This window comes from Pseudomonas sp. GP01-A4 (assembly GCF_058780865.1).
In genome coordinates this window covers 74,708-89,031 of the sequence record NZ_JBYSWF010000010.1, presented here as the reverse complement: position 1 = coordinate 89,031, position 14,324 = coordinate 74,708, and the positions used below count along the sequence as shown (strand labels likewise).

Genomic DNA, 14,324 nt, shown 5'->3' with positions numbered 1-14,324 from the left:
ATGGCCGCTCATTGACTGCCTAGAACAACACTCATAATCATTGATATAAATGAGGCATTCCCATGCACAAGCCCCGCATCGCGCTGGTCTGGCAAATCCTGATCGGCTTGCTCGCCGGCATCGCCATCGGCGCCCTGCTGCACCGTTTTCCCGAATCCCGGCCGTGGCTGGTGGACAACCTGCTGCAACCGGCGGGCGATATCTTTATCAAGCTGATGAAGATGATCGTCGTGCCCATCGTGTTTGCCTGCATGGTGGTGGGCATTGCCGGGCACGGTGACGGTAAATCCCTGGGACGCATCGGGGCCAAGTCCCTGGGCTATTTCTTCTGCATCACCACCCTGGCGATCATCGTCGGGCTGGTGATGGGCAACCTGCTCAAGCCGGGTGCCGGTACCGAACTGGCCAGCCTGCAAGCGAGTGCCGTGACCTTGCCCACCAGCAGCGCCGGCGGCGGCCACAGCCTGGGGCAGATCATTGTCGGGATCATCCCGGACAACGTCATCAACGCCATGGCCCAGGGCAGCCTGCTGTCGGTGCTGTTCTTCGCGGTGATGTTTGGCCTCGGGGTTTCGCGCTTGCCCGCCGAGCGCAAGGACCCGGTGATTGCCCTGCTGCGCGGGGTGTCGGAGGCGATGTTCAAGGTCACGTCGATGATCATGGCCTATTCGCCCATCGGCGTGTTCGGGATGATCGCGGTGACCGTGGCCAACTTCGGGTTCAGCTCGCTGTTGCCGTTGGCCAAGCTGATCCTGGTCAGCTACGTGTCGATTGCATTCTTCGTGCTGGTGGTGCTCAACCTGGTGGCGCGGCTGTGCGGGATCAACCTGTTTGCGTTGATGCGACATATCAAGGACGAACTGATTCTGGCGTTCTCCACCGCCAGTTCGGCGGCGGTGATGCCGCAACTGATGAAGAAACTCGAAACCTACGGCGTGCCGCCTTCACTGGTGAGCTTTGTGGTGCCGGTGGGGTATTCGTTCAACCTGGACGGTGCGTCGCTGTTCCTGGGGATCGGCACGCTGTTTGTGGCGCAGCTGTATGGCATCGACCTGAGCCTTGGCGACCAGGCCCTGCTGGTGGTGACCATGGTACTGACATCCAAGGGCGCGGCCGGGGTGCCAGGGTTCATGTTCGTGATTCTGTCGGCGACCCTGGCGAGTGCGGGCTTGCCGTTGGAGGGCATCGCCTTCATCGCCGGGGTGTATCGCCTGATGGAAATGCCGACCACCGCGTTGAACGTGCTGGGCAATGCCCTGGCACCGCTGGTGATTGCCAAGTGGGAACGCCGTGAAGACACCGCTGAAACCTGTGGCGAGGGGGCTTGTCCCCCGTTGGGCTGCGCAGCAGCCCCAATAAGCTCACCGAATTTTCCTGAAAAAACGCGGTGAATTTTCAGGGCTGCTGCGCAGCCCAACGGGGGACAAGCCCCCTCGCCACAAGGTGTGGGTTGCCAGCTCTATCAACGGTGCAGGTCGAGGTCCGACGCGTCATGCCGCTCGCGCAGTTGCTCTGACGGCTCGCCCGACACACGGTTGACCCGGCGCCCACGCTGCACCGCCGGCCGCGCTTCGATGGCATTGGCCCAGCGCACGACGTGCTTGTAATCCTGCACCGAGAGAAACTCCCCCGCCTCATACAAGCGGCCTTTCACCAGGCCGCCATACCACGGCCAGATCGCCATGTCGGCGATGGTGTACTCATCCCCGGCAATGTATTCGTGCTCGGCCAATTGCTTGTCCAGTACGTCCAGTTGGCGCTTGGTTTCCATGGCGAAGCGGTCGATGGCGTATTCGATCTTGGTCGGCGCGTAGGCATAGAAATGCCCGAAACCACCGCCCAGGTAAGGCGCGCTGCCCATCTGCCAGAACAACCACGACAGGCATTCGGCACGGGCCGCCGGTTCGGTGGGCAGGAACGCGCCGAACTTCTCGGCCAGGTACTGCAGGATCGCACCCGACTCGAACACCCGAATCGGCTTGGGCCCGCTGCGGTCCAGCAGCGCGGGAATCTTCGAGTTCGGGTTCACGCCGACGAAGCCGCTGCCGAACTGGTCGCCGTCACCGATCTTGATCAACCACGCATCGTATTCCGCCCCCTGGTGACCCAGGGCCAGCAGCTCTTCCAGCAGGATCGTGACCTTCTGGCCATTGGGCGTTGCCAACGAATACAGCTGCAACGGATGACGGCCTACCGGCAATTCCTTGTCGTGGGTCGCGCCGGCAATGGGCCGGTTGATGCTGGCGAAGGTGCCGCCGTTTTGGGTCTTCCAGGTCCAGACTTTTGGCGGTACGTAATCAGTCATGCCACTACTCCTTGGATTCAATGTTCACAACAACTAACGGCAGGAGCGAGCTTGCTCGCGAAAAACTCGAGGGCGCCGTGTTCTTTCAGGATGCCCGCGTTGTGGTCGACGACCTTCGCGAGCACGCTCGCTCCTACAGGTTCTTTTGGGCCAGTTGGGCCATATTCCAGCCGCCACCCAGTGCCTTGATCAGCCCTACGTTGGCGCTTAACTGTTGAGTCTGCAGATCCAGCACCGTGCGCTGTGCCTGCAACGACGCTACCTGCGCCGTCACCACGTCCAGGTACGCCGCGCCACCCTGGCGATAGCGGGCCAGGGACAAGTCCTCGGCGTACTGCGCGGCTGCCGCCGCATCGCGCTGGTCAACCAGGGCGGTGTCGAGCCCGGAGATGATCGACAGGTTGTTCTCCACCTGCTCGAACGCGGTCAACACTACACCACGATACTTGGCTGCGGCTTCATCTGTTGCCGCCTTGGCACTGTCCACCCCGGCCTGGCGCGCGCCGCCGTCAAAAATCGTCCCCACCAGCGACGGGCCAATTGCCCAGAAAATGTTGGGCGCGCTCAACAAGTGCGCGAACTCATCACTCTGGAAACCACCCTGGGCACTCAGGGTAAGGGCCGGGAACCAGGCGGCTTTCGCCCCCCCTATGCGTGCATTGGCCGAGGCAATCCGGCGCTCGGCAGCGGCGATGTCCGGCCGACGCTGCAACAGCGTAGACGGTACACCGGTGGGCACGCCGGGCAAGGCGATATCCGCGACGCTTGGGGCAATCGCGTAGGTCGATGCGGACTCACCCAGCATCGCCGCTATCGAGTGTTCAAGCACTGCACGCTGCACCAAATTCTGGCTCAGCTGCGACTTGACCGTCGACAGTTGGGTACGCGCCCGCGCCACGTCCAGCCCGGAGACGATACCGCCGCCGTGCAAGCCTTCGGTCAGGCTCAAAGCCTTGGCATAGGCATCGCTGGTTTCCTGCAGCAACTGGTCTTGCCGGTCGATGCCACGCAGGCGGATGTAGCTGTCGGCCAATTGCGCCTGCAAGCTCAGACGCACCGAAGCCAGGTCGGCCTTGGCGGCCTGGGCGTCGCTGGTGCCGGCGGCAACGGTGTCGCGCACACGGCCCCAGAGGTCGACTTCATAGTCCAGCTCTACCCCCACTGTCCCGGAATCGTAAACATTCGGCGGGCTGGCCGAGCGCAGTGGCCGGGTGTCCGACTGGCGAATGCGCTGGGCATTGCTGGAACCGATCAGCTTTGGAAACAGCCCGGATTGCGCCTGGGCCAAAAACGCCTGGGCCTGGGAATAGTGAGCCAGTGCCGCGCTCAAGTCCGGGTTGCTTTGCAGCAACTGCTGCTCCATCGCATCCAGTTGCGGGTCCTTGTAGATGTGCCACCAACCGTCGCGACTCGCCTGGTCGTTCGGCGTGCCGACGGTCCACGGTCCCTGGGTATGGAACTGCGCGGCGATGGGTACCTCCGGCACGTCCAGCGGTGGCGCAAGATGGCAGGCGCCCAGGCCCAGGGTCGCGACCAATACCAGGCAAGTGCGCTTAGCCATGGGGTTTGGCCTCCACGGGATTGGCGGCCAGTTGCACCGAATCGTCGTCGGCCAGGCCGTCGGGCGGGGTGTCGATCACGCGGTCGGTGGCGACCAGGCCGCTGCCGATTTCCACGCTGTCACCGAAGTCCCGGGCGATGGTCACGGTCTTGAAGTGCACATGATTATTCGCGTCGAGGGTGGCCACGCGCATGCCCTTGTCATCGAACACCAGGGCGCTGGCAGGCAGGCGCAGCACGTCGGTCTGCACCGGCAAGGTGAACTGCACGCTGGTGTAGCCGCCCGGCAACAGGCGGCTGCCGGGGTTCTCCACCAACAGTTGCACCAGGGTGCTGCCGGACGCGGCGTTCACCGCATCGGCAGTGGCGATCACCTTGGCGTTGAAGGTTTCACCGCGATACTCCGGCACGCTCAGACGTGCCACGGTGCCCACCTGGATCTGCGGCGCCGACGACTGCGGCACCTGCACATACACCCGCAGGCGGCTGACGTCAGAGACCGCGAACAGCTCTTTGCCGGTGGCACCACCGGCACTGATCAACGCCCCCACATCGGTGGAGCGTGCAGTGACCACGCCGGCGAACGGCGCAGTCAAGCGCTGGAAGCCCTTGGTGGCAACCAACTGGTCGACGTTGGCCCTGGCCGCGACCACTTTGGCCTGCTTGGCAGTCAGGTCGCCGGTGCGCTCATCCACGTCCTGGCGCGACACCGAGTCCGACGAAAGCATCGCCTGCCAGCGCTTGGCGGTGGTCTGTGCCAGCGACTCGTCGGCCTGGGCCGAAGCCAGCACGGCCTTGGCTTGCAGCAGTTGCTGATCGAGCTCCGGCGTGTCGATTTCGGCCAGCAGTTGCCCGGCCTTCACGTGGTCGCCGATGTCGACGTTCCAGGTCTTGAGGTAGCCATTGACCCGGGCAAAGATCGACGCCCGGGAGTACGCCTCAAGGCGCCCCGGCAGGTTCAGGATCGGACCCTGGGGCTGCACGCTCGGGGTGATCAGGATCACGCTGGGCAACGCCTGGGCATCGGTCCAGGTTTTCAGGTCATGGGATTCGCTGGCGCGCACACCGATGCCGAATACCACCACGGCAACCAGGACCACCAGCCCGAGCAACAGCCAGAGCAGACCACGGGATTTACGGCGGGGCGAACCCGGATTGGAAACGGAAGCAGACATGTCAAACCCCTTGAGTGGCGGTGGTCGCAAGCGTGGCGTGCTGACGCCGCCCGTGCACAAGACTGAAAATCAGCGGAACCAGGAACAACGTGGCAATGGTGGCGAAGGCCAGCCCGCCGATGACCGCGCGGCCCAGCGGGGCGTTCTGTTCGCCGCCCTCCCCCAGGCTCAGCGCCATCGGCGCCATGCCGATGATCATCGAAATCGCGGTCATCAATACCGGGCGCAGACGGGTAAAGCCGGCTTCAAGCGCCGCCTGCACCGCATCCCCGTGCACGGCCAGGCGTTCGCGGCAGAAGCTCACCACGAGGATGGCGTTGGCGGTGGCCACGCCCATGCACATGATCGCCCCGGTCAGCGCCGGTACCGACAGCGGCGTGTGGGTGATGAACAGCATCCACACGATGCCCGCGAGCGCCGCCGGCAAGGCGGTGATGATCACGAACGGGTCAGCCCAGGACTGGAAGTTGACCACGATCAGCAGGTAGATCAGCACCACCGCGCCAAGCAGGCCAAACAGCAAGCCACTGAAGGCCGCGTTCATGGTTTGCACCTGACCCTGCAACAGCACCTTGGAGCCGGTGGGCACTTCGCTGGCGTGGGCGGCGATGATCTTCTGGATGTCGGCGGCAACGGCACCGAGGTCGCGGCCCTGAATTGCGGTCAACACCTCGACCACCGGCTGGATGTCCGACTGGGTCACCACCGAGTTCGCGTGGCTGCGTTCGATGGACGCCAGGCCGCCGAGGGTCTGGTCTTGCGCCGAACCGGGGCTGCCGCTCAACGGCAGGTTATGCAGGGCGGCCAGGGTGTCGAGGCCGTACTGCGGGGTTTGCATCACAATCGGATAAGACACGCCGTTGGCCGGGTTGAGCCAGAACGTCGGCGCCACCTGGCTGGAACCCGCCAGGTTGACCACCAGGCTGTTGGTCACATCGCGCTCGTTCAGGCCCACCAGTTGGGCCTGGGTACGGTCCACATCGATCTTGAACGTGGGCAGTTGCCGCGACTGCTGGATACGCGCATCCACCACACCCGGCACCCGCCGGATTTCCCGCAGCAACGTGCTGGCGTAGGTGAAGTTGGCGGGCAGGTTATTGCCGCTGACTTGCACATCCACCGGCGCCGAAGAACCGAAGTTGAGGATCTGCCCGACGATGTCCGAAGCCGGGAACGAGAACACCGCATTCGGGAATTCACGGGGCAGCCGCTCCCGCAGTTCGCGCATGTATTCGGCGGTGGGACGATGGCCCTCTTTCAGGCTGATCTGGATGTCGCTGTCCTGTGAACCCACGGTGCCGGTGTTGTTGTAGGCCACGTTGATCCCGCTGATGGCCAGGCCGATATTGTCGACGATGGCCGCCAGCTCCCGGGGTTCGATCACGTTATGAATGGTGTTCTCGATCTGCGAGACCAGCCGCGCATTGCTCTCGACCCGCGTGCCGATCGGTGCACGCACATGCAACAGGATCTGCCCGGAGTCGACGTCGGGGAAGAAGTTGCGACCCAGGAATGGCACCAGCGCAAACGACACGGCGACGAACGCCAGCATCGCGATCACCGCGATACGACGGTGGTGCAAGGCACTCTCCAATGCCCCGTGGTAAACCCCGCGAAACGCCTCGAACTGGCGCTCGAACCCGCGCTGGAATTTCACCAGCGGGTTGCTCGACGGCACCACCACCGGCGTACCGTCCGCATGATGTTCGTGAGGCTTGAGCAGGTAATTGGCGAGGGTCGGCACCAGGGTTCGCGAGAGGATGAACGAGGCGATCATCGCGAAGATCACCGCTTCGGCCATCGGCACAAACAGGAAGCGCGCCACGCCTTCCAGGAAAAACATCGGCACAAACACGATGCAGATACACAGCAGCGACACGAACGCCGGCGTGACGATCTGCGCCGCGCCGTCGAGGATCGCCGTCTCCACCGGCTTGCCCTGTTCCAGGTGCCAGTTGATGTTTTCGATGGTCACCGTAGCGTCATCCACCAGGATCCCCACGGCCAATGCCAGGCCGCCGAGGGTCATGATGTTGAGGGTTTCGCCGAGCGCCGACAGCGTGGCAATCGACGACAGGATGGCCAGCGGGATCGACGTGGCGATGATCACCGTGGAGCGCCAACTGCCGAGGAACAACAGGATCATCAGGCTGGTCAACGCGGCCGCTATGATCCCTTCCCGGGCGACGCCGCTGATGGCCGAGCGCACGAACAGCGACTGGTCGCCGATCAGGTCGATATTCAGGTTGGGCGGCAAGGCGCCTTTGTTGTCGGCCAGTTTGTCCTTGATCCCGGCGATCACCCCGAGGGTCGACGCCGAACCGGTCTTGAGCACCGGCAGCAGCACGGAGCGGTTGCCGTTGACGTGCACGATGTTGGTCTGCGGCGGGTTGCCGTCACGCACCGTGGCCACGTCACGAATCAACACGGTGGTGCCGTCGGCGGTCTTGATCGGCAGGTTTTCCAGGTCGTGGAAGTCCGTCGGCGAGTTGTTCAGTTGCAGGTTGAACTCGTAGCTGCCGATCTTTTGCGTGCCCACCGGGGTGATCAGGTTCTGCGTGGCCAGGGCAGTGGCCACGTCCTGCGCCGAGAGACCACGGGCCTGCATGCGTGCGGAGTCGAGGTCGATCTGCACCTGGCGGGTCTTGCCGCCGAACGGGTATGGCAGTGCGGCACCGGGCACCGTGGTCAGCATCAGGCGCACGGTGTTGAGGCCCAGGTCACCGAGTTTCTGTTCGCTGAGGCCTTTGCCGGACAACGCCAACTGCACGATCGGCACTGTCGAGGCGCTGTAGTTGAGGATCAGCGGCGGCGTGGTGCCCGGCGGCAGTTGACGCAGGATGGCCTGGGACACCGAAGTCATCTGCGCGTTGGCCGTACTGATGTTGACTCCCGGCTGGAAGAACACCTTGACGATGCCGTAGCCGTTCAGCGATTGCGCCTCGATATGGCGGATGTCGTTGACCGTGGTGGTCAGCACCCGCTCGAACGGCGAGGTGATGCGGCCGGCCATCTGGTCGGGCGGCAAGCCGGTGTACTGCCAGATCACGGCAATCACGGGGATGCGAATTTCGGGGAAGATGTCGGTCGGGGTACGCCAGGCCGCGAGCGGGCCCACAATCAGAATGAAAATAGCCAATACCAGGAAGGTATAGGGGCGCCGCAATGCGATGCGCACGAGGTTGAGCATAGATGTGATCCAGACAGGAAGTTGATGACTGAAGGAGGTACCGAACAGCGCTTCCCTCCTGCCCCGCCCGTCTGTGTTCCGGGCCAACTGCACTGACATCCGGTCAAAATAGAGGCATATGCCACGATATAGCGTTTAGTGGCATACGCAACTAATTTGTTGCAGCATGTGTCAATATTCATCTTGCCGGATTAACGTTCGGTTAACCCTTGATCTGTAGCGAGTGATCAGCCTGTGAAATGCGCACCGCCTGTCCTGAATAGCCCGAGCACCTGTTCCAACGGAGCCGTGCGGCGCGCGTCCCGTCGTATGGCGCAGATCTATGACGAGGCGTTTGCGCCGTTTGGTTTGAAGGCCACCCAGTATTCGCTGATGAACCACATCGCCAATGGGGACGCTCCGAAGATGCGCGACCTGGCGCAGTCGTTGGTGATGGATTTGTCGGCCCTGGGGCATACGCTCAAGCCGCTGGTGCGGGATGGGCTTGTGGTGTTGCGGGTGGATGAGTTGGACCGTCGCAGCCGGCGGGTGCTGTTGACCGACGCGGGGCAGCGTAAATACGAAGAGGCGCGGGTGGTGTCCAGGCAGATGGCGGTGCGGTTTGATGAGGTGTTTGGGGCTGAGGCGGCTTGCGAGTTGCGCAAGGCCATGGACTTTATTGCGTCTGATGAGTTTGCTCGGGCGTTGTTGGGTTAGGGGGCATATCCGTTATTTGGGTGATGGCTTGTATTGGTTCCGCTCTTACAGCGGCTCACTTTTGAACAGCGCAAAAGTAAGCAAAACGCTCTTGCCCCACCACTCGGCACCTCGCCTAGGCTCGGTGTGCCCAAGATCAAGATCAAAAGCAGATCAACAGCACAGCGGCCTACCGGCCGGCTTGAGTGTTTAAAAGCCAAATCAAAAGCTAAAGCGGGCACGGTCCACTGTAGGAGCTGGCTTGCCGGCGATGGCATCACCTCGGTGTGTCTGATTCACCGAGTTGTCTGCATCGCCGGCAAGCCAGCTCCTACAGAAAAGCAGCTTTTGCCTTTGCTTTTAACACTCAGGTCGGCTCTCAGGCAGCCGTGCTCTTACTTTTGATCTTGATCTAACTGCCCCCTGCCGCTTTTGCAAAGTGACTCGCTATAAGAGCGAAACCATAAGTAGCCATAACCTAAATAACGGATATGTACCCCCCTCCCCCGGCCAAACTCAAAACTTCTCCCGCGAAATAAACCCCAACACCCCAGTATCCATCACCGGATTAAAACGAACCCGGGTCGTAATGTCCTGCTCAATCTCACGCATCGCCACCTGCGGCAACGTAGAAATATCCGCATCCTCCCGTATCCGCGCCGGCGTCACCGACGAGGTCAAAAACGCCACCCCACGCTGCACCGACCACGCCAACGCAACCTGAGCCGGCGTCTTCTGCACCCGCCGTGCAATCCCGGTAATCACCGGTTCATCCAGCACCCGCGGCCTCATCCCATGCCCCAACGGCGCAAACGCCAACACCACAATCCCATGCTGCCTGCAAAACTCCAACAGCTCCCACTCCGGCAGATAAGGGTGTGACTCAACCTGCACCACCGCAGGCTTTATCCGCGCCACCGCCACCAACTCCCGCAGCGTTTCCAGGCTGATATCCGACACCCCGATGGACTTGCAACGCCCCTCATCCACCAGACGCTCAAGCACCCGCCACGTCTCGATCAACGTCACCCCCGAGTCATACAACACATGCCCAAACGCATCCCGTGGGTGCAGCTCGTCACCCGGCAAAAACGCAAACGGCGTATGGATCATGTAGCAGTCGATCACCTCCACCTGAAGCCGGCGGCAACTGGCTTCGAACGCCGGCACCACACGCTCGGGCCGATGGTTGTTGTTCCACAGCTTGGTGGTGATGAACAGGTCCTCGCGCCGGACTTTACCGGCCGCCACCGCATCGTGAATCGCCGCGCCGACCTGCGCTTCGTTGCCATAACGCTCCGCACAATCGAAATGGCGAAAGCCCGCCTCCAACGCTTGCGTGACCGCCTGGGTGGTGGCCGTCAAATCCCTGAACAGCGTCCCGAACCCCACCGCCGGCATCGCGCCCGAGCCATGCTGCAAAGGAAAACGGGTATCGCGAAGTGCATCGTAATAGCTCATGTGTTTGCTCCACTAGCGTTTGAAATCGTTGACCGAGCGACCACCGAGCGCCACGAACAACCGCACGGTGTCGAGATGTTGGGCGGTGCTCGCCCGGATCTGCCCGAGCAGGGCCTGCTCATAGGCGCGTTGTGCCTCCAGCACTTGCAACAGCCCGCTCTCCCCTGCCCCATAGGCCTGCTGGTTCAGGCGCAAACTGTTGGCGGCGGCCTGTAGCGCGGCGGTCTGTGACTGGTACTCCTCGGCGTCGTGGTTGATCGCCTGCAAGGTGTCTGCGACCTGGCCGAAGGACTTGATGACGGTCTGCTGATAGTTGGCGAGCGCGGCGTTGTAGCCCTCCACGGCGGCCTGGCGCTCTGCCTTGAGAGTTCCGCCATCGAAGATCGGCCCCGCCAACCCGGCGGCAAAACCCCACAGCGCCGCACCACCATTGCCCGACGCGGCCTGGGCCAGTGACGCGGACAACTCCACACGGGGATAGAGATTGGCGGTGGCCACGCCGACCGCCGCGCTGGCCGCATGCAATTCGGCTTCGGCTTGCAGCACGTCCGGGCGGTCATGGGCCAGTTCGGACGGCAAGCTGACCGGCAGCGTGGTGGCCGAGGCAAATCCAGCCAGTTCGAAATCCGGTGCGCGCCAATCCGCCGGGCCCTTGCCCGCCAGGATCGACAGCGCATGCCGCGCCGCATCGCGCTGCTGGGCGAGTGGTGGCAACAGGGTGCGGTCCTGCGCCAGTCGCGTTTCGGCCAGGGAGACATCGAGCTGCGTCGTCGTGCCGCTGTGTTGCGCCGCGCGCACCAGTTCGAGGTTTTTCGCGTCGGTGGCGAGCAAGGTCTGCACCGCTTCCATCTGCGCGCTGGCCGAGGCCATCAGCAACGCCTGGCTGGCGACGTCGCCCGTCAGCGTCAGGTACGCCGCCTCGAAGCGATGCTGCTGGAAATCGGCCAATGCCTGCTGTTGCTCGACCCGGCGCTGATTGCCGCCGAATACGTCGAGGTCGAAACTGACCTGCGGCCCGACGCCATAGAAGTTCGTCACCACTGGCCGAGCGGCGTTGTGCACGCGCTGGCGGCCCGCTTGCGCGGCGAAATCCACCTGCGGGAAAAGTGCACCCTCGGCCGCAGCCACCGAAGCGGCGGCCTGACGCAACGTCGCGTCCGCTGCCGTCAGCTCAAGGTTGCCGGCAATCGCCCGGCGCATCACGCTGTCGAGCGTTTCGGAATGAAAGGTCGACCACCAGTCGACGCTGACCTTCTGACTGAAGGAAACGTGCTGCTCAGCCTGCACGTCATAGTGCGGCGAAGCGGTAACGGACGGCGCCTTATAGTCCGGGCCAACCGAACACGCGGACAGGGTCATGACGGCCGTGATAACAAGCCCATGGGATTTCATTACGCACACTCCGGAAAACTAGTGGGTCGTGACAGGTTTACGCAGCAGCAGCACCAGCGGGCTCACCACCAGCATTGCCCACAGCAGAATCTTGAATTGGCCGACCACCGCGATGAAGGCGGCCTGGCCGGTGATGGCTTCGTTCAGCGCGGCGAATCCCGCCAGGGGCGTCGATGCGGGGACCGAATGCACAGTCAGGTGGCCGGCCAGCGCCACGTGCATCGCCTGGGTGTTGTTGAAGAAGAACCACTGCACCACCGCCACACCCAGGGTGCTGCCGTAGACGCGGGACAGGTTGAACAGCCCGCTGCCTTCGGGGCGCAACGTCGGGTCGAGGGTGCTGAACGCCACCCGGGAAAGCGCCGGCATCAGCAGGCCCAGGCCCGCGCCCTGGATTGCGCCAGCCACTGCCACCGGCCAGCCGTCCATCAAGGGTGAATAGCCGAGCATCGAGTGGTTGGCGTAGATCACCACGGCGATCCCGGCGACCACAAATGGGCGGCCGTCGAGATGCGCAGGCACCTTGTTCATCAGCCAGAACGCACCCAGCAGCCCCACGCCACGGGGGATGGTGAGGAAGCCTGTGGTGTCGGGCGGGAAGCCCAGCAGTTCATCCAGCATCGGCGAGGTCATCGCCATGGTCGGCAGCAGCACGAAACCGACGGCGAAGAACATGATGGTCGACAGCACGAAGTTGCGGTCGCGCAATAACCCCTTGCTGATGAAGTGTGTGCTCGAGGTGAACCGGTGCATTGCGAACAGGTAGAACCCCAGGGCACTGGTGGCGGCTTCCAGCCAGATCTCGGGCGAGTCGAACCACTCCAGGCGCTGGCCACGGTCGAGGACCATTTGCAGGCCGATCACGCCGAGGGTGAAGCTGGCGAAGCCTGCGAAATCAAACGCAGCAGCGCTGTTGGCTTTCTTCTCCTGCTGCAACATCGCCACGATCAAGAAGGTGTAAGCCAACAGCGGCAGGCTGGCGTAGAACATCCAGCGCCAGCCGAAATGCTCGCTGATCCAGCCGCCAATCGCCGGGCCGCTGACAATCCCCAGCAACCCGATCGCCGTCCATGACGGGCCGAATTTTGGCCGTTGCGTCGGGGCCAATGTCTCCAGGGCGATGGCCATCGACAGCGGCGCCAACACGCCGCTGGCAGCCCCCTGGATGATCCGCGCGCCGACGAATTGCAGTGAGGTGGTGGCCTGTGTCGCAAGCAGCAGGCCGAGGGCGAAGATCAGCATCGCCGCCTGGTAAACCGCCTTCACGCCGAAGCGCGCAGCAAGCCACTGAGCTACCGGCAATGTAATCGCGCTGGCCGCCAGGTACGACGTGAAGATCCACCCCGCCTCGTCATCCGTCATCGACAAACTGCCCTGCACAAACCGCAGGGCCGAGTTCGGCAGCGACACGTTGACCGCCTGCAACCAGGTCACCAGCAACGCCGCAAACCGGAGAGTACGTGCGCCGTTCATGGGCCGGTCCTGATATCAACCGTCACCGTGGCGCTGGTGCCGGAGAACAGCGGCAAGTCCGCGTTGGCCTCGTCCAGTTCCAGGCGCACCGGCACCCGCTGCACCACCTTGACCCAGTTGCCGGTGGCGTTTTCCGGCGGCAGCAGCGCGAAGTCGGCACCGGCGCCCGGGCTCAGGCTGGTGATGTGCGCCTTGAAGGGATGATCCGGGTAGGTGTCGAGCTTGATGGTTGCCTGCTGACCGGCTCGCATATGGGTCATCTGGGTTTCGCGAAAGTTGGCCTCGACCCAGGTGCGACGGGGCGACAGCAAGGCGAAGGCCGGCGCGCCGCTGTTCAGGTAATCGCCGACCTGCACGTCATCCACCTTGGCCACCACGCCGTCGTCGGGGGCATAGACCGTCGCGTACGAGAGGTAGAGTTGCGCCTCGTCGAGCTGCGCCTGGGCCTCCCGAATCGCCGGGTGTCGGTCGATTTCGATGTCGGGATTGCCGTTCAGCGCCACCACCGTATTGGCGATCTGCTGCTCGACGGACGCCACGCGTTGCCGGGCGACTTTCAGGTCGGTATCGGCCCGTTCGAACACGGCCTGGGACACGAACTCGGTGGCCACCAGGGCCTTTTTGCGGGCGAATTCCTTCTGGTCGAAACCCGCCGATTCCTTGGCCGCCTGCAACTCTGCCTGCTGTTGCCGGTAGCTGGCCTTGAGGCCTTCAATCCGCAGGCGCGCCACGCTCAATTGCGCCTGGGCACGCTCGACCGCGACCTGGAACGGCTCGGGGTTGATACGCAGCAGTACCTGCCCCTTGTGTACCGACTGGTTGTCTTCCACGGCGATCTCCACGACCTGCCCGGATACCCGCGCATTGATCGACGCCTTCGCCACTCGGGCATACGCGTTATCGGTGGATACGTACGGCGCATCCTTGAGGTAATACACATACCCGGCCGCTGCAATGAGTACCGGAAAGCCCACCATCAACAGTGAACGCCAGGGGGTGCGGGTCGTGTTTTCCAACGCATTGCTCATGATCGAATCACCTTTGCTGAGCCCGGGATTTCTGAGGCCTTAATTTTGTGCGATGATGTAAGAAT

The 14,324-nt window shown here is 63.1% G+C and carries 10 protein-coding genes; 2 read left to right on the top strand and 8 right to left on the bottom strand.

Going from position 1 to position 14,324, the window contains the following annotated elements; all coding sequences use genetic code 11:
- The first annotated feature begins 62 nt into the window (after positions 1-62).
- Positions 63-1,391: a cation:dicarboxylate symporter family transporter gene (locus AC3WKX_RS09140; RefSeq protein ID WP_102605052.1), complete on the top strand. Its 1,329-nt coding sequence runs from the start codon at positions 63-65 to the stop codon at positions 1,389-1,391.
- Positions 1,392-1,462: 71 nt separating this feature from the next.
- Here the strand turns inward: AC3WKX_RS09140 and yghU are convergent, their stop codons facing one another.
- From yghU to AC3WKX_RS09120, 4 genes are all read right to left on the bottom strand, one after another.
- The gene (gene yghU / locus AC3WKX_RS09135) at positions 1,463-2,305 is read right to left on the bottom strand and encodes a glutathione-dependent disulfide-bond oxidoreductase (protein WP_102605051.1); all 843 of its coding nucleotides are present in this window, start codon (positions 2,303-2,305) and stop codon (positions 1,463-1,465) included.
- Between the two features lie 133 nt (positions 2,306-2,438).
- The gene (locus AC3WKX_RS09130; RefSeq protein WP_102605050.1) at positions 2,439-3,866 is read right to left on the bottom strand and encodes an efflux transporter outer membrane subunit; all 1,428 of its coding nucleotides are present in this window, start codon (positions 3,864-3,866) and stop codon (positions 2,439-2,441) included.
- Positions 3,859-5,040 (bottom strand): efflux RND transporter periplasmic adaptor subunit, encoded by a 1,182-nt coding sequence (locus tag AC3WKX_RS09125; protein ID WP_102605049.1) that lies wholly within the window; start codon positions 5,038-5,040, stop codon positions 3,859-3,861. Before AC3WKX_RS09125 ends, AC3WKX_RS09130 begins: the two co-directional genes overlap by 8 nt.
- A 1-nt stretch (position 5,041) precedes the next feature.
- Positions 5,042-8,230, bottom strand: a complete 3,189-nt coding sequence (locus AC3WKX_RS09120; RefSeq protein ID WP_003207890.1) for an efflux RND transporter permease subunit — start codon at positions 8,228-8,230, stop codon at positions 5,042-5,044.
- Between the two features lie 309 nt (positions 8,231-8,539).
- Here AC3WKX_RS09120 and AC3WKX_RS09115 point away from each other — a divergent pair, with 309 nt between their 5' ends.
- On the top strand, positions 8,540-8,926 hold the full coding sequence (locus tag AC3WKX_RS09115) for a MarR family winged helix-turn-helix transcriptional regulator (RefSeq protein ID WP_003207888.1): 387 nt from the start codon (positions 8,540-8,542) through the stop codon (positions 8,924-8,926).
- A gap of 495 nt (positions 8,927-9,421) precedes the next feature.
- Here the strand turns inward: AC3WKX_RS09115 and AC3WKX_RS09110 are convergent, their stop codons facing one another.
- Genes AC3WKX_RS09110 through AC3WKX_RS09095 form a run of 4 tightly spaced genes read right to left on the bottom strand, consistent with a single transcriptional unit; the run spans position 9,422 to position 14,259 of the window.
- Positions 9,422-10,366: an aldo/keto reductase gene (locus AC3WKX_RS09110; protein ID WP_102605265.1), complete on the bottom strand. Its 945-nt coding sequence runs from the start codon at positions 10,364-10,366 to the stop codon at positions 9,422-9,424.
- A gap of 12 nt (positions 10,367-10,378) precedes the next feature.
- Positions 10,379-11,758 (bottom strand): efflux transporter outer membrane subunit, encoded by a 1,380-nt coding sequence (locus AC3WKX_RS09105; RefSeq protein WP_102605266.1) that lies wholly within the window; start codon positions 11,756-11,758, stop codon positions 10,379-10,381.
- 18 nt (positions 11,759-11,776) lie between these two features.
- Complete coding sequence (locus tag AC3WKX_RS09100; protein ID WP_102605267.1) at positions 11,777-13,231, bottom strand: MFS transporter; 1,455 nt, start codon at positions 13,229-13,231, stop codon at positions 11,777-11,779.
- Complete coding sequence (locus tag AC3WKX_RS09095; protein WP_087692937.1) at positions 13,228-14,259, bottom strand: HlyD family secretion protein; 1,032 nt, start codon at positions 14,257-14,259, stop codon at positions 13,228-13,230. Before AC3WKX_RS09095 ends, AC3WKX_RS09100 begins: the two co-directional genes overlap by 4 nt.
- Positions 14,260-14,324 lie beyond the last annotated feature (65 nt).

Bases quoted from the DNA above. Each gene is read 5' to 3' on its own strand.
- AC3WKX_RS09140 (WP_102605052.1), top strand. From the start codon at position 63: ATGCACAAGCCCCGCATCGCGCTGGTCTGGCAAATCCTGATCGGCTTG.
- yghU (WP_102605051.1), bottom strand. From the start codon at position 2,305: ATGACTGATTACGTACCGCCAAAAGTCTGGACCTGGAAGACCCAAAAC.
- AC3WKX_RS09130 (WP_102605050.1), bottom strand. From the start codon at position 3,866: ATGGCTAAGCGCACTTGCCTGGTATTGGTCGCGACCCTGGGCCTGGGC.
- AC3WKX_RS09125 (WP_102605049.1), bottom strand. From the start codon at position 5,040: ATGTCTGCTTCCGTTTCCAATCCGGGTTCGCCCCGCCGTAAATCCCGT.
- AC3WKX_RS09120 (WP_003207890.1), bottom strand. From the start codon at position 8,230: ATGCTCAACCTCGTGCGCATCGCATTGCGGCGCCCCTATACCTTCCTG.
- AC3WKX_RS09115 (WP_003207888.1), top strand. From the start codon at position 8,540: ATGGCGCAGATCTATGACGAGGCGTTTGCGCCGTTTGGTTTGAAGGCC.
- AC3WKX_RS09110 (WP_102605265.1), bottom strand. From the start codon at position 10,366: ATGAGCTATTACGATGCACTTCGCGATACCCGTTTTCCTTTGCAGCAT.
- AC3WKX_RS09105 (WP_102605266.1), bottom strand. From the start codon at position 11,758: ATGAAATCCCATGGGCTTGTTATCACGGCCGTCATGACCCTGTCCGCG.
- AC3WKX_RS09100 (WP_102605267.1), bottom strand. From the start codon at position 13,231: ATGAACGGCGCACGTACTCTCCGGTTTGCGGCGTTGCTGGTGACCTGG.
- AC3WKX_RS09095 (WP_087692937.1), bottom strand. From the start codon at position 14,259: ATGAGCAATGCGTTGGAAAACACGACCCGCACCCCCTGGCGTTCACTG.